A 20,036-nucleotide genomic window follows, 5' to 3' on the forward strand; every position below is an offset into this window, starting at 1 on the left:
CCGGACGCCGCGAACTCGGCACGGCGAACTCGCCCCCGAGGATCACCCCTCCGGCGTGAACGCCAACACGAGGTGATCCTCGACCGCCCGGTAACCGAGGCGCTGGTAGAGGGCGTTGCTGGTGGGGTTGCCGAGATCCGCGAAGAGCAGCAGTTCGGGCACCCCGGCGTCCCGGGCGCCGCGGGAGACCGCGGCGGTCACCGCGCCCGCGTAACCGCGTCCGCGCAGTCCGGGCGGGGTGTAGACGGGGGCGATCCGGGTCATGCCGGAGAGCGCGGGGGTGCGGCCGGCCAGGGAGACGGGTCGCCCGCCGGCCTCCCAGAGCAGGCAGCGGCCGTCGGCGATCCGGGCGTCGACCGCACGGGCGTCGCGGGGTGGCGAGCCGCCGATGTCCGCGGCGAAGGCGGTGAACCAGTCGAGCAGGAGTTCCCGGTCGGCGAGGGTGGCGGTGCGGGCCCTGCCGGGTGGCGCGGGCGTCGGCGGGGTCAGCTCGCCCAGCCGGTAGAGGCGTTCGCGCCTCGTGGGGGTCACCCTGCCGCCGTGCCGCCGCTGCCAGGCAGCCGCGACCGCCTCCGCCGCCGCCCGGCCCCCGTTCACCCCCGGGACCGCCACCCCCTCGGCCGCCAGCGCCTCCACCAGCGAGGTCGCGGCCTCGTCCGGCATCGGCGTGAGCAGCAGCGGACGCGGTGGCGTCCACACGAACGCCGCCCCCACCGCGTCCCGGCCGTCCGGCCGCCACCATCCGCACAACGGCGCCTCGTCCCCGTACGCGTCGGCGCCGAGCGACCGCAGGGAGGAGAGCACCGACAACGGCACCGTGTGCACGGCCGGCCGGCTGCGCAGGAACGCGCCCGCCGCCGCGTCATATACCGGGATATCCCGGGTCATTGTCCACGTCATGCTGCAGCCTGCTCCGAACCGGCGGGCGGCCGCACTCCCTTTTCCGCGGCGCGGCGCCTTTCGCGGAGGTTCTCTGCAGGGCCCGCGGTCAGAGCGCTTCGATGGCCGCCGGCGGGCCGGGCAGTCCGGGGCGGCGGGGCAGGAAGACGGTGCGGAGGAGGATCTGCGGGGCGACCAGCCGCGTGGGCGGCGCGGTGAGGTTGAAGACGTCCCGGAAGGCCGCGCCGACGACCGGGTCGATGGCGGCGCGGGCGACCAGCCGGTCGAGGTACCAGGTGGAGAGCCGCTCCCCGAGGTCCGCCCTGGTGTCGCCGGAGTCCGCGTACGGGCGGTCCGCGCCGACCGCGGCGAGCCAGGCGGGCTCCGCGGCGCGGGCCACCGCCCGCTGCGCCTCGGCGGTGATCCCGGGGCGCAGCCCGCCGCCGTCCGTGAGCGTGCCGCGCACGGCCAGCGCACCGAGGGCGGCGACCGACATGCCCTGCCCGTACACGGGGTTGAAGGTGCACGCGGCGTCCCCGAGGACGAGCAGACCGTCGGGCAGGGCACCGGGCCGCTCGAAGTGCCGGCGGCGGTTGCGGGTGTCGCGGAAGCCGTGCACGGGCGACAGCGGCTCGGCCTGGGCGAGCAGTTCATGGATGTACGGGTCGCCGATGGTGGCGCTGAAGGCGGTGAACTCCGCGGCGTCCGTGGGCGGGTGGTGCCCGCGCACACCGGACATCGTCAGCAGCCAGTTGCCGTCCTCCACGGGGACGTACACCGCGCCCCTCGGGCACTCGGGCCAGCCCGGGACGTTGATGCCCGCGTCCGGTGCCGTGGCCGGGTCCTTGGGGCGGTACATCCGGGTGGCGTAGGCGATCCCCGCGTCCACGGTCTCCTCCTGCGGCACCGACCGGCCCAGCTCGGCGAGCCACCGCGGGGTGCGGGAGCCGCGGCCCGAGGCGTCCACGACGAGCCCGGCCGGCAGCTCCCGCCCGGACCGCGCGCCCGGCGCACCGTCCCGTGCCCGCACCCGGACCCCGGTCACCCGGCCGGCGTCCCCGGTCAGCCCGGTGACCTCGGTCGCCTCCAGGACCTCGACCCGGGTGGCCGATTCGGCGGCCGCTCCCAGCACCCGCTCCCGTACGACGGAGTCCAGTACCGGCCGGGTGACGCTGAGGGTGAGATGCCGGCGCTCGTCGAAGCGGCGCTGCCAGCCGGTGGGAGTACGGGTGAGCAGATCGCGGGACAGATACAGACCGCGGGCGCCCGCCTCGCCGAGTGCGGCGGCCGTACCGGGCAGCAGCTCCTCCAGGGCGTGCCGGCCGCCGCTGAGGAGGACATGCAGATGGCGGGCCTGCGGGACGCCCTTGCGGAAGGCGCGCCCTTCCGGATAGCGGTCGCGCTCCACGACGGTGACCGTCTCGACCTGCCCGATCAGGGCGGCGACGGCCAGCATCCCGGCGAGCCCGCCGCCGATCACGATCGCGGTGCGCCCGCCATTGGAGTGCTCTGCCACCGTTGCCTCGCTCCCCCGACGGCGTGATCAGAGCGCCGACGGACCGCTCGTTTCTGTCCCCGGACCGCTCGCCCCGCCCGCTGTCCGGGCGCCCTCGACGGAAACCGATCATCGTCGGCCACAGACTTCAGTGCCCCCGGCGGCCGTGTCAACGGCCCTTTGCGCCAACCGATCTGTGGGCCCCTCAGCCGTTCGCGCCGTTGTGCGCCCCTCGCGCCCTGGTCACCGGCCCGGACCGGGCGTGTTCGTCCCTCACTCGTGTCACCGGACCCCCTGACATCCCGTCATGGGACGAGCGTGCGTCTAGACTCCCCGCAGCGGATGCACCCCGTCCGCAAACGGTCTCACCAGCAGGGGATTCGTCTCACCAGCAAGGGATTCAGGGACGCTTGTGACATTCCAGCAGGTTTCTGAGCCGTATGACGCCTATGACGTGCTCGTCGTCGGCGGGTCGGGCGTGGACACCGTCGTGTCGGTCGGCGCACTGCCCGTACCACTCGCCGACTCCTACCCGGTGCCACCCCTCTACGAGGCGGCGGGGCACACCGGCACCGGTGTCGCGCTCGGCTGCGCCGCGCTCGGGCTCACCACCGGATTCGTGGACTTCGTCGGCGACGACCATCCGGGCACGCTGGTCCGTGAGCGGCTGGCCGGTACCGGTGTCGACTTCCGGCCACTGATCTCCCCGCACGGCACCCGGCGCGCGGTCAACCTCGTCGCCCCCGACGGCCGCCGGATGTCGTTCTACGACGCCCGGGACCCGGCCGATCTGCGGATGCCGCCCGAGCACTATCTGCCCCCGCTGCGGCGCGCCCGCCACGTACATCTGTCGATCATGCACTTCGCCCGCTTCCTGTACGACGACATCGAGGCACTGGGCCTCCCCGTCTCCACGGATCTGCACGACTGGGACGGGCTGACGGACCATCACCGGGAGTTCGCGCTCCGCTCCGACCTGGTGTTCCTCAGTACGGCCGGGGCGGGTGAGCGGATCGGGGCCGTGATGCGGGAGATCCTGCGCGAGGGGCGCGCCGAGGCGGTGATCGCCACGGCCGGGGCGGGCGGTGCCTACCTCCTCAGCGCCGACGACCGTACGCCGCGCCTGGTGCCGACGGTGGTCCCGCCCGGCCCCGTCGTGGACAGCAACGGCGCGGGCGACGCCTTCACCAGCGGGTTCCTCTACGGCAGGCTGGCGGGCCGGGACCTGGAGGAGTGCGCGCGCCTGGGCGCCGTCGCGGGGGCGCACGCCTGTACCTCGCGGGGGCCCCACACCTCCCTCGTCGGCCCGGAGGAGCTGCGCGCCGCCCTCGGCGCGCCGGCCACCGCCCCGGCGCAGCCGGCCGGTGAGGGCAGCCGCATCCCGGGCCCGCCGGACCCGCAGGTGTCCCGTACGGGGGCGTAGTCCGCGTGGAGCACTGACCGGCCGGGGCCTCCGGCCGGTCAGCCTGTGCGGCCCACTCCGCCGTAGAAAATCGTGTTGTTGAGCTCCTCCGCACCGGGCACCCGGCCGTCCGGCCGCCACAGCGGCACCCGTACGACACCCGGCTCCAGCAGGGCGAACGGGCCGAAGAGCGGCTCGATCTCGGCCTTCGACCGCAGGTTGAGGGTGGCGGTGGCGCTCTTGTAGACGTTCACCACGCCGTCGCGCGCCCGTTCGTCCGTACGGCCCGCCTCATAGGCCTCGTAGGGCTCACCGGTCGCGTGCGTCAGCACCAGATGGCTGCCCGCGGGAAGCGCCTCGGCGAGGGCGGCGATGAGCCCGGCGGGGTCCTCGTCGTCCCGGATGAAGTGCATGACGGCCACCAGCAGCACCGCCACCGGCCGGTCGAAGTCGATCAGCTCCCGGACGGTGGGGTGGTCCAGCAGCGCCTTCGGGTCGCGGACGTCGCCGAGCACGAACCCGGTGTCCTCGGTGTTGGTCAGCCGGGCGCCGGCGTGGGTGGCGACGATCGGGTCGTTGTCGACGTACACCACGCGGGTGTCGGGGGCGGTCTCGCGGGCCACCTCATGGGTGTTGGGCGAGGTGGGGATGCCGGTGCCGATGTCGATGATCTGGCGGATGCCGTCGGCGGCCAGCGCGCGGACCGCACGGCGCAGGAAGGCACGGTTGGCGCGGGCGCTGAGCCGCACCTGCGGGTGAACCTCGATGACCCGCTCCGCGGCCACCCGGTCGACCTCGTAGTTGTCCCAGCCGCCGAGGTAGTAGTCGTACATCCGGGCGGGGTGCGGCCGGCTGGTGTCGATCTCCGCGGCCGAGAAGCCCGAGTGCTCCGGCCCCTGGACGTACGGTCCGATCTCCGGGACCTCGTCCGGCGTCCCCTGGGACACGTCCTGCTCGCTCATGCCGTCCTCCGTTCGGTGCGCCGGCCCGGCGCCGCCGCGAGCAGGAAGTCGGCGTGGCCGGCCTTCGCCCCCTCGATGAAACTCACCATTTCGTGGTGGGTGTAGATCAGGGCCGGGCCGTCCGGGTCGGTCGACTGCCGCAGCGCTATCCGGCCGTCCCCCAGCCGCATGGCCTCGACGCACTCGCCCCCGTTTCCGCCGCTCCACGGCTTGTGCCAGCCCTCAGAGCCCAGCTCCTTGGCGGGCATGCCGTTGTAGATGCGTATGCGATCCATGGTTCAGATCTCCTTGCGAAAGCCACCCAGAATGGCCTCGGTGGTGTGTGCCGGCGCGGCCTGCGCACACATCCGGTCCAGGGCCTCCAGGAACTGCGAGACGTCGTTGCGCTGGTCGAAGTACACGGCTCCGACGAGGCTTTCCGCGTACGCGATGTCCGGGAGTTCCGGGATCGGGAAGCGGAAGAGGTGGAACGGTCCGTACATGGCGGGGTGCGGGCCCGCGGCGAACGGCATGATCTGCAGCCGTACGTTGGGCAGCGCGGTGGCCTCCATCAGCCGGGTGACCTGGTCGCGCATCACCTTCGGCCCGCCGATCGGGCGCCGCAGCACGGTCTCGTCCATGACCACCCACAGCATCGGTGCGTTGTCACGGGTCAGCAGGGACTGCCGCTCCATGCGCAGCGCGACGATGCGGTCGATGTCCGCGGTGGAGGCGTGCGGCATCCCGGCCTTGAGCACCGCGGCGGCGTAGTCCTCGGTCTGCAACAGCCCGGGGACGTAGTGCGGTTGGTAGGCCCGGATGAGGTTGGCCTCGCTCTCCAGGCTGACGAAGGCGCTGAACCACTCGGGCAGCACATCGCGGAACCGGTGCCACCAGCCGGGCTTGTTGGCCTCGCGGGCGAGGGAGACGAAGCCCTCGATCTCGTCCTCGTCGGTGACGCCGTAGGTCGCCAGCAGCTTCTCGACATAAGGGAGTTTGAGGCCGACCTCGGCCTTCTCCATCCGCCGTATGGTGGCGTGGGTCACATCGAGGGCCGCGGCGGCCTGCTCGAAGGAGAGGCCCGCCTTCTCGCGCAGGTCCTGCAGTCGCTTGCCGAGCACCACCCGCAGGACGGTGGGTGCACCTGCCGACCGTGGGTCCGCCACGTCCGATCGCCTCCAACTGACGTCAGTTGTCAGCAGTGTGTCATGCCGTCAGCATTAACGAACAGACTGCACTTACGATTCTGCAAATTACAGACTGATCCTTGCCATCGGTGACCGACATCGCACATAGTTGCGGCGTGGCTTCCTCCAACAACGCTCCTTCGTTAGGGCGCTGTGGCGGCTTTGTCGCCCAGTACCCGCAGGACGCGTTCCACTTGCCGGCGCGACGCACGTCCGTTCCCGAGGCGCGCAGACGCGTCAGTGCGCTGCTGCGCGAGTGGGGCGCGGATCAACAAGTCCGCGACGACGTGGAGTTGGTGGTCTCCGAGCTGTTCACCAACGCGGTACGGCACACCGACAGCGAGAAGGTCGGCTGCGAGCTCGCCCTCTTCGGCGCGCACATACGCATAGAGATCACGGACCAGGGCGGCCCGGCGGACTGCGCGCCGCACATCCAGCCCGGCAGCGTGGACCAGGAGTGCGGACGCGGGCTGTTCCTCGTCGGCGCGCTGTCCGAGAGCTGGGGATCGCGGCCCACCGTCAGCGGCCAGGGCCGGGTCGTCTGGGCGGACCTGCCGTACTCCTCCCTCGCCCGCTGAGGCCCCGTTCCGCATCCGCGGGACCGGGGCCTCAGTCACACCACGGGCCCTTCCCGGCCCGCGGCCGCCCTACAGCGGCAGCAGATCGGGCCGCTTGGGCTCGACATGGTCGCCGGAGGACTCCCCGCGCAGCCGGCGACCGATCCACGGGACGAGGTGCTCCCGCGCCCAGTGGATGTTGTCCCGCCGCGCGTCGGCGGCCGAACGCTCCGCCTCCGGAGGCCAGGGCTGGTCCGGGTCGGCCGGCACCGCCATCCCGAGGACCTGCGCCGCGCGCAGCGCCACCCGGGTGTGCCCGTCGGCGGACAGATGCAGCCGGTCGTCGCTCCACGCCCGCCGGTCCTGCACCGACTTGAGCGACCACAGGTCCAGGACGGGGCAGCCGTGCCGGTCCGCGATGGCCCGGACGTGTGCCGTATACGTCGCGATCTTGCCGCGCAGATGCTTGAGGACGGGGATGTCGCGGGTGTCGAAGCCGGTGCAGAGCAGGACCGTGCCGACCGCCTCCCGCAGGTCGGCGACCGCCGCGTCATAGCGCTCGGCGACAGCGTCCGGGTCCGAGCCCGGCCGCAGGATGTCGTTTCCGCCGGCGCAGAACGTCACCAGCGCAGGGGCGAGGGCTTTCGCCCGGGGCACCTGCTCCTCCACGATCTGATCCAGGAGCCGGCCCCGGACCGCGAGATTCGCGTAGCGGAACTCCCCCTCGGCCCGCTGGTCCGACAGGAGGACCGCGAGCCGGTCCGCCCAACCGATGTACGCCCCGTCAGGGCCGGGGTCCCCGACCCCCTCTGTGAAGCTGTCCCCGACGGCTGCGTACGACCCGATGGCGCCAGGGGCGCCGTTGCTGAAGTATTTCGAATCGTCTGCCACGTCAGGACATACTTCACCTCATGAAGTGACTTACGCCACCGTAACCAGGGGTTGACGAGGGGTGATTTATGCCACCAGGTCAAATTCTGATCAAGTTGGAATAAGGGGCGGGCGCCCCTCACTCCCGGGCGCTCCGTGACGCGCCGGGCCGCCCCCGCAACGACCTGATTGTCTATTGCACCAATGTCGTATCGTCGGAGGTGCCCCGCCTCGCCGACGAGCAAGCGTCGGCGGCCGAACCCGAGGAGCGCGCCCGTGACGCAGCAGACGCCGCAGGTCCCACAGGCCCAGCCCGAGCTCACGGAGGTCCGCAACTTCCGGGACGTGGGCGGTCTGCCGACCGTGGACGGGCGTCGCGTACGGGAGGGCAGGCTGTTCCGCAGTGGCCATCTCGCCCATGCGACCGAGACGGACGCCGCTTTTCTGGCCGGTCTCGGACTGCACACCATCTTCGATTTCCGCAATGCCTCGGACATCAAACTGGAGGGCCCCGATGTCGCGCTGCCCGGCGTGCGGAATGTGAACATCCCGCTCACCGACCCGGCCGACGGCGCGGAATTCTGGACGATGGTGCGCGACGGTGAACTGGAGCAGCTGCGCTCCGCACTCGGCGACGGCAAGGCCGCGGCCCGGATGGCCGCGACGTACCGCCACATCATCACCAGCCGCACCGAGGACCACAGCAAGGTGCTGCACGCACTCGCCGAGGACAGCGTCCCCGCCCTGATGCACTGTGCGGCCGGCAAGGACCGGGCGGGCCTGTCCATCGCCGTGACGCTGCTCGCGGTCGGGGTGGAGCGGGATGCGATCGAGGCGGACTACCTGATGTCCAACGACCCCCACCGCCGCTACAAGATCCGCCGCTCCGACAACTCCGCGGTGGGGATGTCGCAGGAGGTCATGGAGCTGCTCGCGCCGCTGTTCGGGGCGCACACCGACTACCTCACGGCCGCCTACGACGCGATCCACCAGACCTGGGGCTCGACGGAGGCGTACCTCACCGACGGTCTGCGGCTGACCCCCGCCGTCCGCGAGCGGCTGCGGGAACAGCTGCTGACGGACTGACGGCGCGGCGCCCGCTCACGGCGTGGCCACCCACCCCGCGACCAGCACCAGCCCCGACGCCCGGTGCACCGCGAGGAAGCCGAAGGGCCGGTCGTAGCGGGCCGAGATCCGCTGGGCCCGGTACGGCGGGGCCGGTGGCACGCCCCCGGCGGCCGCCGGCAGGAGGGTGACCGCGGCCGCCCGGAAGCCCAGCGGACCGAAGGTCGCGGTCGCCGCCTGCCGGGCGGCCGACACCGCGAGCGGCTGGTCGCTGATGCCGGGAAAGTGCCCGCGCGAGGTGTCGGTGGCGGAGGTGAGCCCGAAGAGGTCCGCCCGCTCCAGCAGGTCGTGCTCGGCGCCGACGGTGAACCCGGTGGTGGTGAGGTGCAACCGCGGGTCCGTGTCGTCGCTCGGCACGGTCGTCACCCGCAGCCCCGGACCGGCGCCGTCGGTCAGCGCCGTACCGGACACCGTCGGGTAACCGCCCGCCAGCGCCGCGACACCGTGGTGCAGCACCTCGCCGCCCGGCAACTCCGTCCCGCCCAGCAGCAGATGGACATCGAGTCCGTTGTCGCCCGCGACCCGCACCGCGGTCAGCGCACCGGCCGGGGTGTCGTGCACCCGCACCTGCTCCACGTCCCGCCCGGAACGGCTCAGCGCCGTCAACTCCCGCCCCGCCCACGGCCCTTCGGACGGCCGGGCGGGGAACTCACCGAACGGCTCGGTCCAGGTCGTGCGCACCAGCAGCGCGCTGGCCAGCACGAACAGGGTGTCCGGGGCGAGCCGGGCCGGCATCCGCTCGATCAGGCCGTCGGTGTGCCGGCGCGCCCAGGTGTCCAGCGCGCTCTGGTCCGCGGCGAGGTCCCCGGTGAGCTCCCCGTGCGTGGTGGGCGGCAGGCTGCCCAGCCACTCCGGGTGCAGGGTCAGGGCGCGGCGGGCCCACAGTCCCACCGCGGCATCGACGCCGTCCGCCGCCGCCAGTGCGACGAGCAGCTCCCGGCCTTCGCGGACCGCGCGCTCCGCGTCGGTGCCGAGCGCTGCGGCCAGTTCCTTGCGGGCGGGGCCGTCGGCCGGTCCGGCGAGCAGGGCCAGCAGCGGCCAGACGCCGGCCGCGGTCAGGACGGAGTTCCGCTCCCCCACCGCCTCGCGCGCCCAGCGCACCGTCATGTCGTTGACGGCCCGCGCCGTCGCCTCGGCCACCATGGTCGTCCCCCCGGCGTCGTCAGCGGTTGGCGACCGCCTGCTTGACCAGCGTCCGCCCGAAGTCCCACATCAGGCCGCCGCCCCCGTGGGCGTCGTCCATGACGGCCGTGAACGCCTCAACGAAACGGTCCACTTCCCGCTCGCCGATGATCAGCGGCGGAATCAGCTTAATGACCTCCAGATGGTCTCCGGAGACCTGGGTCAGAATGCGGTGGCGCTGCAGCAGCGGCACCACGACCATCTGCGCGAACAGCCCCTTGCGGGCCGTCTGGAGCATCGTCCAGCGGCTACGCAGCCCGAGGGACCTGGGGCGGCCGAACTCGATGCCGATCATCAGGCCGCGGCCCCGTACGTCATGCAGCAGCTCGTACCGGGGGATCAGCTCCGCCAGCCGGGAGCGCAGCAGCTCGCCGGTGCGCCGGGCGCCGGCCACCAGCTGCTCCTCCTCCAGCACCGAGAGCACCGCCAGACCGGCGGCCATCGCCTGGGCGTTGGCGCCGAAGCTGGCGGAGTGCACCAGCACCCGGTCCATGGACGAGTAGACCTTCTTGAAGATCCAGTCCTTGCCGAGGGTCGCCCCGACCGGCACATAGCCGCCGGACAGCGCCTTGGCCACGCACACCAGATCCGGCTCGACGCCCTCCTCGTGCTGGTAGGCGAAGAAGTCACCGGTGCGGCCGAGGCCGGTCTGCACCTCGTCGGCGATCAGCAGGGCCTTGTGCCGGTGCAGCAGTTCCTGGGCGGCGCGCAGAAAGCCGGGCGGGGCCGGGAGGACGCCCTTGCCCTGGATCGGCTCGACCACGAAGCCCGCCACGTCGCCGCGCTTCAACTCCCTTTCCAGGGCGGCCAGATCACCCAGTTCGATGGCGGTGTCGGGCAGCAGCGGGGCGAAGCCGTCCCGGAAGCCGTCCTCGCCGTTGACGGAGAGCGAGCCGGTGGTCAGGCCGTGGAAGGCATGGGTGCAGTAGAGGACGCGGGGGCGGCCGGTGGCGTAGCGGGCGAACTTCAAGGCGGTCTCGACGGCTTCGGTGCCGCTGTTGCCGAAGAAGACCCGGTCGAGGTGGGGTGTGTGGGTCAGCAGCTTCTCGGCGAGCAGTCCGGGCAGCGGCTGGCAGTCGAAGCGGGTGAGGTCGGCCAGTTGGGCGTCCAGCACGTCGTGCAGCGCCTGCCGGACGACGGGGTGGTGCCGGCCGAGGCCCATCACCCCGAATCCCGCGAGCATGTCCAGGTAGTCCTGGCCGTCGCTGTCCCAGAAGTAGGCGCCCTCGGCCCGCTCGTAGACCTTGTCGAAGCCGATGGTGTGCAGCATCCGCGGCAGCTGGTGGTTGAGGTGGCGGGTGTGCAGCGCGTAGCGCTCACCGCCGCGCTCGGCGAGCAGCCCGGTCAGGTCGAATGTGGTCACGACTGCTTCTCCTTACGGGTCAGCGCACCACTGACCCGGGCGGCGCTCCCGGCCCGGTCCGGCGCCCGCACCGTACGCGGGAGCCGGACCGGGCCGGTGCGGGCGGGGAGCCGTGGCGACGGGCTCCCCTGGTGTGACGGGTCAACTGCGGTTTCCCGCGACGGCGTCCCTGGCCGCCCGGAGGGACTCCTTCAGGGAGCCCATGGTGGCGAGGACGGCGGTCGGCTCGTAGCCGCAGTGCGCCATGCAGTTGGCGCAGCGCGGGTCCTTGCCGCGGCCGTACTTCTCCCAGTCGGTCTCGTCGATCAGCTCCCGGTACGTCGGGACATAGCCGTCGCTCATGAGGTAGCAGGGGCGCTGCCAGCCGAACAGCGAGTAGTTGGGGATCGCCCAGGCCGTGCACGGGAAGTCGGCCTTGCCCTCCAGGAAGTCCAGGAAGAGCGGACTGTGGTTGAGCCGCCAGCGGCGCCGGTTGCCGCCGGCGAAGGCCTTCCGGAAGAGTTCCCTGGTCTGTTCGACACCGAGGAAGTGCTCCTGGTCGGGGGCCTTCTCGTAGGCGTAGGCGGGCGACAGCATCATCTCGTCGACGCGCAGGTCGTCATTGAGGAAGTTGAGGACCTCGATGATGGTCTGCGGGGTGTCGGTGTTGAAGAAGGTGGAATTGGTGGTGACCCGGAAGCCGTGGCGCTTGGCCTCCTTGATCGCGGCCACCGCCTCGTCGAAGACTCCTTCCTTGGCGACGGATTCGTCGTGGCGTTCCCGCATACCGTCGATGTGCACCGCGAACGCGAAATACGGGGAGGGCGTGAATTTCTCCAGCTTCTTGCGCAACAGCATCGCGTTGGTGCACAGGAAGACATACTTGCGCTTCGCCACCAACTGCCGCACGATCTCGTCGATCTGCGGGTGCATCAAGGGCTCGCCACCGGCGATGGACACCATCGGAGCACCCGACTCCAGCACCGCCCCGACCGCCTGCGCCACCGGCATGCGCTGCTTGAGCACGCCCGCCGGATGCTGGATCTTCCCGCAGCCCTCGCATTTCAGATTGCAGGCGTAGAGCGGTTCCAGCTCGACAATGAGCGGGAACTTCTCCCGCCGCCGGATCACCTTCTGTTCAAAGAGATAGGTACCGACCCGGATGGACTGACGGAGCGGCATGGCCATCTGGCTCACCTCCAGGGGAGCAGCAAAGAACGGTGCCATTCGTGGAAAACGGGAAGTACGGAGCGCAGCACCCGGAAGGCCGATATTCCACCGCGCACGGTGCCGATGCGTACCAGTTCATGTTCTGGAGCGTCCACGACCACCCGGACGGCCGCAACCGGACGGCGGCCGGCGCGCCGGGCGGCACGGAGCGTGGCGGCGGACTCCATGTCCACCGCCACCGCGCCCGCGGCATGCAGCTCGGCCCGCTCCGCACCGCGTACGACGTGGTCGGAGCCGCACAGCAGCCCGCTGTGCACGGTCAGACCGCGCTCCCGCAGAGCCCGGAGCAGCGGCTCGTTGTCATGGCAGGGCGTCTCCGGCGCACCGGCGTCGTGGCCGCGGGTGGCCTCGGCGACGACCACGTCGCCTGGGCGCATCCCGGGGGCGAGGCCGGCGCAGAAGCCGCTGGCGATGACGGGGGAACGCGCGGTGACCGCGCCCTCACCCAGCGCTTCGGTGAGGGCGCGTTCGGCCGCCTGGGGGCCCATGCCGGTGCGGAGCGTGACCACTCTCGGGGCGGCCTTGCCGGCCGCTCCCCCACGGCCCCCGCCGCGCAGCGCGAACCGCTCGATGCCGAGCGCACAGGCGATCAGCAGCGGCGGGGCGTCGGTCGGGGGCCGTCCGGGCATCAGGCCCCCACCGGTGCGCCGGCCGGTCCCCCGTTGACGTACCGGCCCAGGGCCGTCAGCGGGAAGACCTGGCGGTAGAGGTGGTAGTTGATGGAGAAGTCCCAGGGGAAGCCGGTGCCGGTGAAGTACGGCTCGTCCCAGGACCCGTCCTCGCGCTGGGTGTCGGTCAGCCACCGCACCCCGCGCCGTACCGCCTCGCCGTCCCGTTCCCCGGCCGCGAGCAGCGCCATCAGCGCCCAGGCGGTCTGTGAGGCGGTCGAGGCGCCCCGCCCCGCCCACTGCTCCCTGTCCTGGTAGGACCGCTGGTCCTCGCCCCAGCCCCCGTCGTCGTTCTGCACCCGCTCCAGCCAGCGCACGGCCCGGCGGACCGCGGGGTGCGAGCCGGGGACGCCGGCCGCGGCGAGCGCGGGGAGCACCGAGCCCGTGCCGTAGAGGTAGTTGGTGCCCCAGCGGCCGAACCACGACCCGTCGGGCTCCTGTTCGGCCAGCAGCCAGGCGATACCGCGGCGGGTGCGCGGGTCGTGGGTGCGGCCGACGTCGGCGAGCATCTCGACGACATGGGCGGTGACATCGGCCGACGGCGGGTCGATGACCTCCCCGAAGTCACAGAACGGCAGCCGGTTGGGGAACGGGCTGGTGTTGTCGACGTCGAAGGCGCCCCAGCCCCCGTCCCTGGACTGCATGCCGAGGTTCCAGCGCACCCCGCGGCGTACCGCGGAGTCGACCCGCGGCGGATCGGGGTGCTTGACCCGGCGCAGCGCGATCACCACCTCCGCGGTGTCGTCGATGTCCGGATAGTTGTCGTTGGCGAACTCGAACGCCCAGCCACCGGACGGGAGTTGGGGCCGTTTGACGCTCCAGTCACCGGGCCGGTCGATCTGCTCGGCGAGCATCCATTCGGCGGCCTTGACCAGCTGCGGGTGGTCGGCGGGGAGTCCGGCGTCGGCCAGTGCGATCGTCGCCAGGCAGGTGTCCCAGACCGGGGACTGGCAGGCCTCGATCATCCGGGCGCCGTCCTCGCGCCATACGGCGAACCGGTCGAGGGAGGCCAGTCCGGCGCGCAGCACGGGGTGGTCGAGGTCGTAGCCGCAGAGGTGCAGGGCGATGACCGAGTAGACCGCGGGGGGCTGGATGCCGCCCCAGCAGCCGTCGTTCTCCTGCCGTTCGACGATCCAGCGGGCGGCGGAGCGCATGGCGGCGGCGCGCAGCGGGCGCAGGGCGACCTTGTGGTAGACGTGCAGCGCCTTGTCGAGGCGCTGGAACACGCCGTCCCAGCTGGTGGCGGGGGCGAGCGGCCGCGGCGGGTTGGGGCGGCGGGGATCGGTGTGCAGCTCGTCGAGGCCGAACGGCGCCGGGCGGACCGGGCGCTTGGCCGAGACGATGGTCAGCGGCACGATGGTCTGCCGCGCCCAGCACCCGAAGTCATAGAGGTTGAGCGGGAACCACGAGGGCAGGAAGAGGAGTTCCGGCGGGAGTTCGGGCAGGTCGTCCCACTTCCACCAGCCGAAGAGCGCCAGCCAGATGCGGGTGAAGACCCGGGCCGCGGCGACCCCGCCCTGCCCCCGGACCCAGGCGGCGGCCCGGGCCATGTGCGGTGCGTCCGGGGCGTCACCGGCGAGCCGCAGGGCGACATAGGCCTCGACGGTGGCGGAGAGCTCGCCGGGCCCGCCGTAGAAGGTGGCCCAGGTGCCGTCCGTGCCCTGCTCGCCGCGGATGTGGCGGGCGGCGGCCTCGGTGAGTGCGGGGTCCTGGATGCCCAGGAACTGACGGAGCAGCAGGTCCTCGGCGTCCATCGTGACGTTGGTCTCGAGGTCGCCCTTCCACCATCCGGCGGGGTCCTGGACGGACAGCAGATAGTCGGTGGCGCGTGCGGTCGCGCGCCGGGCGGCGTCCGCCGTGTCCTGCCGTACGGCGGTGCGCAGAGGCGCGGGTGGTGCGGTGTTCTCAGCGGTGGCATCGCTGGCCGAGGGGGCCCGGGGCGGCAGTGCCCCGGTGCTTCCGTCGGTCGTCGCTGTCATGGCTTCCCCTTCTGCAGTGAACTGTGAAAAGCGTGCTCAGGGATTCCGTCGGCCGGCGCCCGGCTGGCACCGGCCGGCGACTGCGAACTATTCGGTGTCGATACTGCTCATCTCTGTCGGACGACGACGAAGTCCGCGAGCGCGACGAGCTGTGCGCGGACCTGCTCGGGCATGTCGATCTCGTCGAGTGCGGCGATGGCGGTGGCGTGCTGGCGGCGGGCCTCCTGGGAGGTCCACTCGCGGCCGCCGGCCTCCTCGATGAGGGCCGCGCGGGAGGCGAACTCTTCCTCGGTGAAGTCGGCAATCTCGGTCTCGCTCTTCTTCGCGTCGGCCGCCAGGATATGGGCGAGACGCTCGGAAGCCGGGCCACCGGCCGCCAGCGCGGCGACGACCGGCAGCGACTTCTTGCGCTGGCGCAGATCGCTCCAGGTCTTCTTGCCGGTGGCCTCCGGGTCGCCCCAGATGCCGAGCAGGTCGTCCACGGCCTGGAAGGCGAGGCCGAGGTGGTAGCCGTACTTCTCCAGGGTGTCAGCGGTGTGGTCGTCGGCGCCGCCGAGGACCGCGCCGATGGAGACGGCGCAGGCCAGCAGCGCGCCGGTCTTGTTGCCCTCCATCTCCAGGCACTCCTCGACGGTGACCCGCTCGCGGTGCTCGTAGGAGATGTCCTGGGCCTGACCGTCGATCAGCTTGCGGGTGGCCAGGGTGAGCCGGCGGGTGGCGCGGCCGGCGTCGACCGTGCCCAGCTCCAGCAGTATTTCGTTGGCGAGGGCGAACAGCGCGTCGCCGACGAGGATGGCCTGCGCGGGGCCGTGCACCTTCCAGACGGTGTCACGGTGCCGGCGCTGCTCGTCGCCGTCCATGAGGTCGTCGTGCAGCAGCGAGAAGTTGTGCACCAGCTCGACGGCGACCGCGCCGGGCACGCCCACCTCGGGGGCCGCACCGGCGACCTCGGCCGACAGCAGGGCGAGCGCGGGACGGACCGCCTTGCCGCTGTCACCCGCGGTGGGGTGGCCCTCGGCGTCGATCCAGCCGAAGTGGTAGGCGGCGACGGTGTCCATGGGAGGAGCGAGCCGGTCCACAGCGGCACGCAGCACGGGGGTGGCGAGTGTCCGCCCGCGCTCCAGCAGCGCGGTGACGCTCTCGGTGTCGATAGCTGGGGAAGCCGGGTTCACGGTTTCTCCTCTGTTTCCGACGCTCGTGCTCGTGCGAGCGCTCGTACTCGTAGTCATGCCGCCTCCTGAGGCAACTGGCCCCGGGGGAAGCCGAGTTCGTTGAGTGCCTCGCGAGCGGCGGCAGTGCCGCTGCGAACAGCGCTTTCCATGGTCGCGGGCCACCCGGTGGCGGTCCACGCACCGGCCAGGAAGAGGCCGGGGGCTTGGGTGCGGGCGGCGGGGCGGAGCCTGCCGACGCCCGGGGCGGGCGCAAAAGTCGCGGTGCGCTCGCGGGTGACGAAGAAGTCGCGGACCCGGGCGCCCCGGGCGGCGGGCAGCAGCCGCTCCAGCTCGGGGAGGTAGCGGGCGCGGAGCTTGGCGACCGGCTGGTCGATCTCCTCCTGCGCGGCGGACTGCGAGACCGCCAGATACTGGCAGCGCTCGTTCCCGGCGGTCCGCGTCAGCCCCGAGGCGTCGGTGCGGTCGAAGACCCATTGGACGGGCGAGCCGACCGCGGCGAAGAAGGGGCGGCGCAGCACCCTGCGGTCGTAGACGACATGGAGGTTGAGGATCGGCGCGGTGCCGATGTCCAGCAGCCGGTCCTTGTCGTCCAGCGCCCCGTCGGGCAGCAGGCCGTGCGCCTCGCGCTGCGGTACGGCGAGGACGACGGTGTCCGCGGTGAGCTGTTCGGTGCCGTGCGGGCCGTTCTCCACCGAGACCTGCCAGCCGTCGTCCCGGCGGGTGACCGAGCCGGCGCGGGTGCGCAGGGCGATGCGGACGCCGGCCTTCTCCAGGGCCGTGCGGGCGAGGGTGTCGTGGACGTCGCCGAGCGGGACGCGGGACCAGCCGATGTCGGCGGCGCCCGGGGCGGACAGCAGCCCGGTCTTGAAGACCTTGGCGGCCAGGCCCATCGAGGCGTCCCCGGCCCGGGCGTTGAGGGTCGCGATGCCGACCAGGTCCCACAGCGCCTCGATCGCACGGGCCGACTGGCCGTTCCGGCGCAGCCAGCTGCCGAAGTCCATCCCGTCCAGCGCGGGGTCGGCCGGGTCGAGGTCCTTGAGCGCGAGGGTGGCGCGGACGACGCCGGCGCGCTCGGCGGGGGACAGATGCGGGTAGCCGGCGAGGCTCCCCGCGAGGTGCAGCGGGACGGGCAGCGCGGTGCGGCGCAGCCGGCCGAGCCGCATCCGGTCGGCGTCCAGGACCGGGACGTCCATCCGCTCCTGGAGGGGCACCAGCGAGGCGGCGCCGATCCGCTCCAGCAGCTGGTGGTAGGCGGTGCAGCAGCGCAGGAAGACGTGCTGGCCGTTGTCGACGGACAGTTCTCCGGCGGCGGAGTCACGACGGAAGGAGAAGACCAGTCCGCCGAGGCGGGGGCGGCCCTCGACGAGGGTGACCCGCAGTCCCGCCTCGGCCAGCGCGAGCGCCGCGGTCGTGCCCGCGAGACCGCCCCCGATGACCACCGCGGCCGCCCCTTCGGGCAGGCCGGGCGGCAGGTCGCGGCGCCGGCCGGGCCGCGTGGCTCCCGATGTCATGTGTTCTCCCCCTGTACTTCCCTCATGGACGCAGCCACCCGGGGGAGGGTTGCCCGCCGCGCTGACGCGGGATCACCGCCGTCGTTCACCGCCCGGCCGGTCATCCACGCCTCCGGACGGCCTGCCGGCGGCCGATCGCCCGCGCGTCGAGCCCGGACAGTCCGCGCACCGCGACGAAGGCCTTCTCCCGGCCGGGCAGGGAGACCCGGCCGCGCAGCACCGCCTCGGGGTCGGCGGCGATCCGCGTCAGCAGCCGGTGGTAGATCCCGGCCATCGCGGCCACACAGGCACCGCTGCGCCGGTCCAGCATCGGCAGCAGCTGGAAGCCCTCGGCGAACAGCGCGCGGGCCCGCTTCACCTCGAAGTGCACCAGGCCGGTGAAGTCGGAGCCGGGCGGCGGTACGGAACGCTCGAAGCCCTCCGCGCAGCCGAACTTGGCGAGGTCCTCGGCGGGCAGGTAGGTGCGCCCGTTGCCGGCGTCCTCCCGAACGTCCCGGAGAATGTTGGTCAGTTGGAGGGCGAGGCCGAGGGTGTCGGCGTACTCGGAGGCGCGCTCGGCGTCCGGCGCGCCCGGGACCGTGCCGAACACGCCCAGCGAGAGCCGACCGATGGCCCCGGCGACACAGCGGCAGTAGACCTTCAGCTCGTCCCAGGTCTCGTAGGTCGCGCCGTGCACGTCCATCAGCACGCCGTCGATCAGCTCGTCGAGCCCCTCCAGCGGCAGCGGGAAGCGGCGGGCGGCGTCGGACAGCGCGACGGCGACCGGATCGGTGTCGTCCTCGTCGATCCGGCCGTCCTTGACGCGGGCCAGCAGCGCCCGGGTCTCCTCCAGGCGGACCTGCTTGGCGGCGGGCTCCAGGGTGCCGTCGCCGATGTCGTCGATCCGGCGGGAGAAGGCGTAGAGCGCCGACATGGCCTGCCGCTTGTCGGCCGGCAGCAGCCGGATGCCGTAGGCGAAGTTGCGTGCCTGCTGCCCGGTGATGGCCTCGCAGTAGCGGTACGCAGCGAGCACCGGCGCGGACGCGTGTGCGGTTGCCTCCACGGTCCGACTCACCCCTCTCTTCGCAGTGTCGCCCCTACCTCGCGCAGCAGGCTGAGCTTGGTCGGCTTGGGCGGTCCAGGGAGTACGTCGTGATCGGCGGCCGCGACCGCCTGGAGTGCAGCGCGTCCGCCGGCCACGAATCCGGCCAGCAGCAGCTTGAGTCTGCCGTGGACGCTACCCACCAGCGGGGTGCCTTCATTCAGCAGGTCACGGGCGCGTTCCGCCTCGTAGGCGATCAGTGCGCGCACCGATGCGCCCCCGCTCGGGGCGGCCAGATCGGCCTCGGTGACGCCAAAGCGTTTCATGTCCTCCGCGGGGAGGTAGATGCGGTCCCGCCCGAGGTCCTCGGCCACGTCCTGGACGTGCTCGACGATCTGCAGGGCGGTGCACACCGCGTCCGAACGGCGGACCCGCTCGGGGGACGAGGTACCGGTGATGCCCAGGACCAGCCGTCCGACGGGGTTGGCGGACAGTTCGCAGTAGGCGGCCAGGTCGTCGTAGGTGCCGTAGCGGCTCACCCGCTGGTCCTGCCGGTTGGCCTCGATCAGTGCGAGGAACGGCTCGGGGGTCAGCCCGCAGCGGCGGACGGTCGGGCCGAGCCGGCGCAGCAGCGGATGCCCGGGGCCCGGCGCACGGTCGCTGAAGACGCGGTGCAGGTCCGCTTCCAGTGCGTCCAGCAGGGCGGGCCGGTTGTCGCACTGCGCGCGGTCCAGTCCGAGGAGTACGGCATCGCCGCCGCCGGGGGCGAGATCGCCGTCGCCGATGTCGTCGACGAGCCGGGCGAAGCCGTAGACGGCCATCAGGTCGGTCCGCCAGGCACGGGGCAGGAAGAACGGCGCCACCGGGAAGTTCTCGTGTGCGGCCTGATCGAGCACGGTGCGCGTCTGCTCCCGCCCGTCACCCGCCGCCCCCCTTCGGAGGAAGGCGCGACGCGCCTGCTCGTTGTCTCGGCTCACCGGGGGCTGCCCGGCGCATTTCGGTGCCGGAGCGAACCAGTAGCCATTGCCGTCACGTCTCCCGTTCTACACCGCCAAGCTAAAACATCCTATTTCGGACACGCCGCAGCAGGCGACGCGCCTCGGTCGAGCCCACATCGCCCGCCTGGGTGAGCACTGCCCGACATATACCACTTGTGCTGTTCGGCACCCGTACAGCTTACGTCGTACCTCTCACCCACGTCCGAGCGGGTCCGAGGCGTGGGACGAGGCTCCGGCCGACGCCCGTTACGTCCGAACTATCCCCGGAACCGCCGGAGTTGACCGATTCTCTGCACGCTCGAAGGCCCCCGCGAGGCGGACTCGCGGAGGCCTTCGCTCGCGGAGCGGACTACTTGCCCGTCTCCTTCTCGTACGCCTTGATGACCTCGTCCGTCGGACCGTCCATCAGCAGCTCGCCGTGCTCCAGCCACAGCACGCGGTCGCAGGTGTCGCGGATGGACTTGTTGTTGTGGCTGA

At 72.3% G+C, this 20,036-nt stretch carries 18 protein-coding genes and 1 pseudogene; 3 read left to right on the forward strand and 16 right to left on the reverse strand.

Annotation, left to right across the window (positions count from 1 at the left end; translation table 11 throughout):
• Positions 1-42 precede the first annotated feature (42 nt).
• Both ACWC9R_RS03385 and ACWC9R_RS03390 read right to left on the reverse strand, forming a co-directional pair.
• Positions 43-900: a GNAT family N-acetyltransferase gene (locus ACWC9R_RS03385; protein WP_450728578.1), complete on the reverse strand. Its 858-nt coding sequence runs from the start codon at positions 898-900 to the stop codon at positions 43-45.
• Between the two features lie 88 nt (positions 901-988).
• Entirely contained in the window at positions 989-2,395 is a 1,407-nt protein-coding gene (locus tag ACWC9R_RS03390) for an NAD(P)/FAD-dependent oxidoreductase (protein ID WP_450728580.1), read from the reverse strand.
• Between the two features lie 391 nt (positions 2,396-2,786).
• Between ACWC9R_RS03390 and ACWC9R_RS03395 the strand changes: the two genes are divergently transcribed.
• Positions 2,787-3,797, forward strand: coding sequence for a carbohydrate kinase family protein (locus ACWC9R_RS03395; protein ID WP_450728582.1), 1,011 nt, complete (start codon positions 2,787-2,789; stop codon positions 3,795-3,797).
• A gap of 38 nt (positions 3,798-3,835) precedes the next feature.
• Here ACWC9R_RS03395 and ACWC9R_RS03400 read toward each other — a convergent pair whose 3' ends face one another.
• The 3 genes from ACWC9R_RS03400 to ACWC9R_RS03410 are packed head-to-tail and all read right to left on the reverse strand — an operon-like array spanning position 3,836 to position 5,883.
• Positions 3,836-4,738, reverse strand: a complete 903-nt coding sequence (locus tag ACWC9R_RS03400; RefSeq protein ID WP_450728584.1) for an SAM-dependent methyltransferase — start codon at positions 4,736-4,738, stop codon at positions 3,836-3,838.
• On the reverse strand, positions 4,735-5,013 hold the full coding sequence (locus ACWC9R_RS03405) for a DUF397 domain-containing protein (protein ID WP_362612924.1): 279 nt from the start codon (positions 5,011-5,013) through the stop codon (positions 4,735-4,737). The genes ACWC9R_RS03400 and ACWC9R_RS03405 overlap by 4 nt, the downstream gene beginning before the upstream one ends.
• Before the next feature lie 3 nt (positions 5,014-5,016).
• Positions 5,017-5,883, reverse strand: a complete 867-nt coding sequence (locus ACWC9R_RS03410; protein ID WP_393356400.1) for a helix-turn-helix domain-containing protein — start codon at positions 5,881-5,883, stop codon at positions 5,017-5,019.
• Positions 5,884-6,020: 137 nt separating this feature from the next.
• On the opposite strand from ACWC9R_RS03410, the gene ACWC9R_RS03415 reads away from it, so the two are divergent.
• The gene (locus tag ACWC9R_RS03415; protein WP_450728587.1) at positions 6,021-6,482 is read left to right on the forward strand and encodes an ATP-binding protein; all 462 of its coding nucleotides are present in this window, start codon (positions 6,021-6,023) and stop codon (positions 6,480-6,482) included.
• Between the two features lie 69 nt (positions 6,483-6,551).
• On the opposite strand, the gene ACWC9R_RS03420 is transcribed toward ACWC9R_RS03415, so the two are convergent.
• Positions 6,552-7,352 carry an SGNH/GDSL hydrolase family protein gene (locus ACWC9R_RS03420; protein ID WP_362612929.1) on the reverse strand — a complete coding sequence of 267 codons (801 nt, stop codon included), beginning with the start codon at positions 7,350-7,352 and terminating at the stop codon, positions 6,552-6,554.
• 255 nt (positions 7,353-7,607) lie between these two features.
• Here ACWC9R_RS03420 and ACWC9R_RS03425 point away from each other — a divergent pair, with 255 nt between their 5' ends.
• Entirely contained in the window at positions 7,608-8,417 is an 810-nt protein-coding gene (locus ACWC9R_RS03425; RefSeq protein ID WP_450728589.1) for a tyrosine-protein phosphatase, read from the forward strand.
• Between the two features lie 15 nt (positions 8,418-8,432).
• On the opposite strand, the gene ACWC9R_RS03430 is transcribed toward ACWC9R_RS03425, so the two are convergent.
• The 10 genes and pseudogenes from ACWC9R_RS03430 to ACWC9R_RS03475 form a co-directional block, all read right to left on the reverse strand.
• Positions 8,433-9,599 carry a serpin family protein gene (locus ACWC9R_RS03430; protein ID WP_450728591.1) on the reverse strand — a complete coding sequence of 389 codons (1,167 nt, stop codon included), beginning with the start codon at positions 9,597-9,599 and terminating at the stop codon, positions 8,433-8,435.
• Between the two features lie 19 nt (positions 9,600-9,618).
• Entirely contained in the window at positions 9,619-11,001 is a 1,383-nt protein-coding gene (locus tag ACWC9R_RS03435; protein WP_450728593.1) for an aspartate aminotransferase family protein, read from the reverse strand.
• Positions 11,002-11,142: 141 nt separating this feature from the next.
• A complete protein-coding gene (hpnH, locus tag ACWC9R_RS03440; protein ID WP_362614689.1) occupies positions 11,143-12,168 on the reverse strand; it encodes an adenosyl-hopene transferase HpnH in 1,026 nt (341 codons plus the stop codon).
• A 5-nt stretch (positions 12,169-12,173) separates the two neighbouring features.
• A complete protein-coding gene (locus ACWC9R_RS03445) occupies positions 12,174-12,839 on the reverse strand; it encodes a phosphorylase family protein (protein ID WP_450728595.1) in 666 nt (221 codons plus the stop codon).
• Complete coding sequence (gene shc, locus ACWC9R_RS03450) at positions 12,839-14,857, reverse strand: squalene--hopene cyclase (RefSeq protein ID WP_450728597.1); 2,019 nt, start codon at positions 14,855-14,857, stop codon at positions 12,839-12,841. The genes ACWC9R_RS03445 and shc overlap by 1 nt, the downstream gene beginning before the upstream one ends.
• Before the next feature lie 107 nt (positions 14,858-14,964).
• On the reverse strand, positions 14,965-16,086 hold the full coding sequence (locus tag ACWC9R_RS03455) for a polyprenyl synthetase family protein (protein WP_450728599.1): 1,122 nt from the start codon (positions 16,084-16,086) through the stop codon (positions 14,965-14,967).
• Positions 16,083-17,540 (reverse strand): hydroxysqualene dehydroxylase HpnE, encoded by a 1,458-nt coding sequence (gene hpnE / locus ACWC9R_RS03460; protein WP_450728601.1) that lies wholly within the window; start codon positions 17,538-17,540, stop codon positions 16,083-16,085. Before hpnE ends, ACWC9R_RS03455 begins: the two co-directional genes overlap by 4 nt.
• Before the next feature lie 100 nt (positions 17,541-17,640).
• A complete protein-coding gene (hpnD, locus tag ACWC9R_RS03465; protein WP_450728603.1) occupies positions 17,641-18,594 on the reverse strand; it encodes a presqualene diphosphate synthase HpnD in 954 nt (317 codons plus the stop codon).
• Positions 18,591-19,457 carry a squalene synthase HpnC gene (gene hpnC, locus ACWC9R_RS03470; RefSeq protein WP_450728605.1) on the reverse strand — a complete coding sequence of 289 codons (867 nt, stop codon included), beginning with the start codon at positions 19,455-19,457 and terminating at the stop codon, positions 18,591-18,593. Before hpnC ends, hpnD begins: the two co-directional genes overlap by 4 nt.
• 451 nt (positions 19,458-19,908) lie before the next feature.
• Positions 19,909-20,036, reverse strand: a pseudogene (locus ACWC9R_RS03475) (ABC transporter ATP-binding protein); the annotation flags it as partial.

The sequence above is a fragment of the Streptomyces sp. NPDC001219 genome (assembly GCF_053597915.1).

Bases quoted from the DNA above. Each gene is read 5' to 3' on its own strand.
- ACWC9R_RS03385 (WP_450728578.1), bottom strand. From the start codon at position 900: ATGACGTGGACAATGACCCGGGATATCCCGGTATATGACGCGGCGGCG.
- ACWC9R_RS03400 (WP_450728584.1), bottom strand. From the start codon at position 4,738: ATGAGCGAGCAGGACGTGTCCCAGGGGACGCCGGACGAGGTCCCGGAG.
- ACWC9R_RS03405 (WP_362612924.1), bottom strand. From the start codon at position 5,013: ATGGATCGCATACGCATCTACAACGGCATGCCCGCCAAGGAGCTGGGC.
- ACWC9R_RS03430 (WP_450728591.1), bottom strand. From the start codon at position 9,599: ATGGTGGCCGAGGCGACGGCGCGGGCCGTCAACGACATGACGGTGCGC.
- hpnH (WP_362614689.1), bottom strand. From the start codon at position 12,168: ATGGCCATGCCGCTCCGTCAGTCCATCCGGGTCGGTACCTATCTCTTT.
- ACWC9R_RS03445 (WP_450728595.1), bottom strand. From the start codon at position 12,839: ATGCCCGGACGGCCCCCGACCGACGCCCCGCCGCTGCTGATCGCCTGT.
- shc (WP_450728597.1), bottom strand. From the start codon at position 14,857: ATGACAGCGACGACCGACGGAAGCACCGGGGCACTGCCGCCCCGGGCC.
- ACWC9R_RS03455 (WP_450728599.1), bottom strand. From the start codon at position 16,086: ATGACTACGAGTACGAGCGCTCGCACGAGCACGAGCGTCGGAAACAGA.
- hpnE (WP_450728601.1), bottom strand. From the start codon at position 17,540: ATGACATCGGGAGCCACGCGGCCCGGCCGGCGCCGCGACCTGCCGCCC.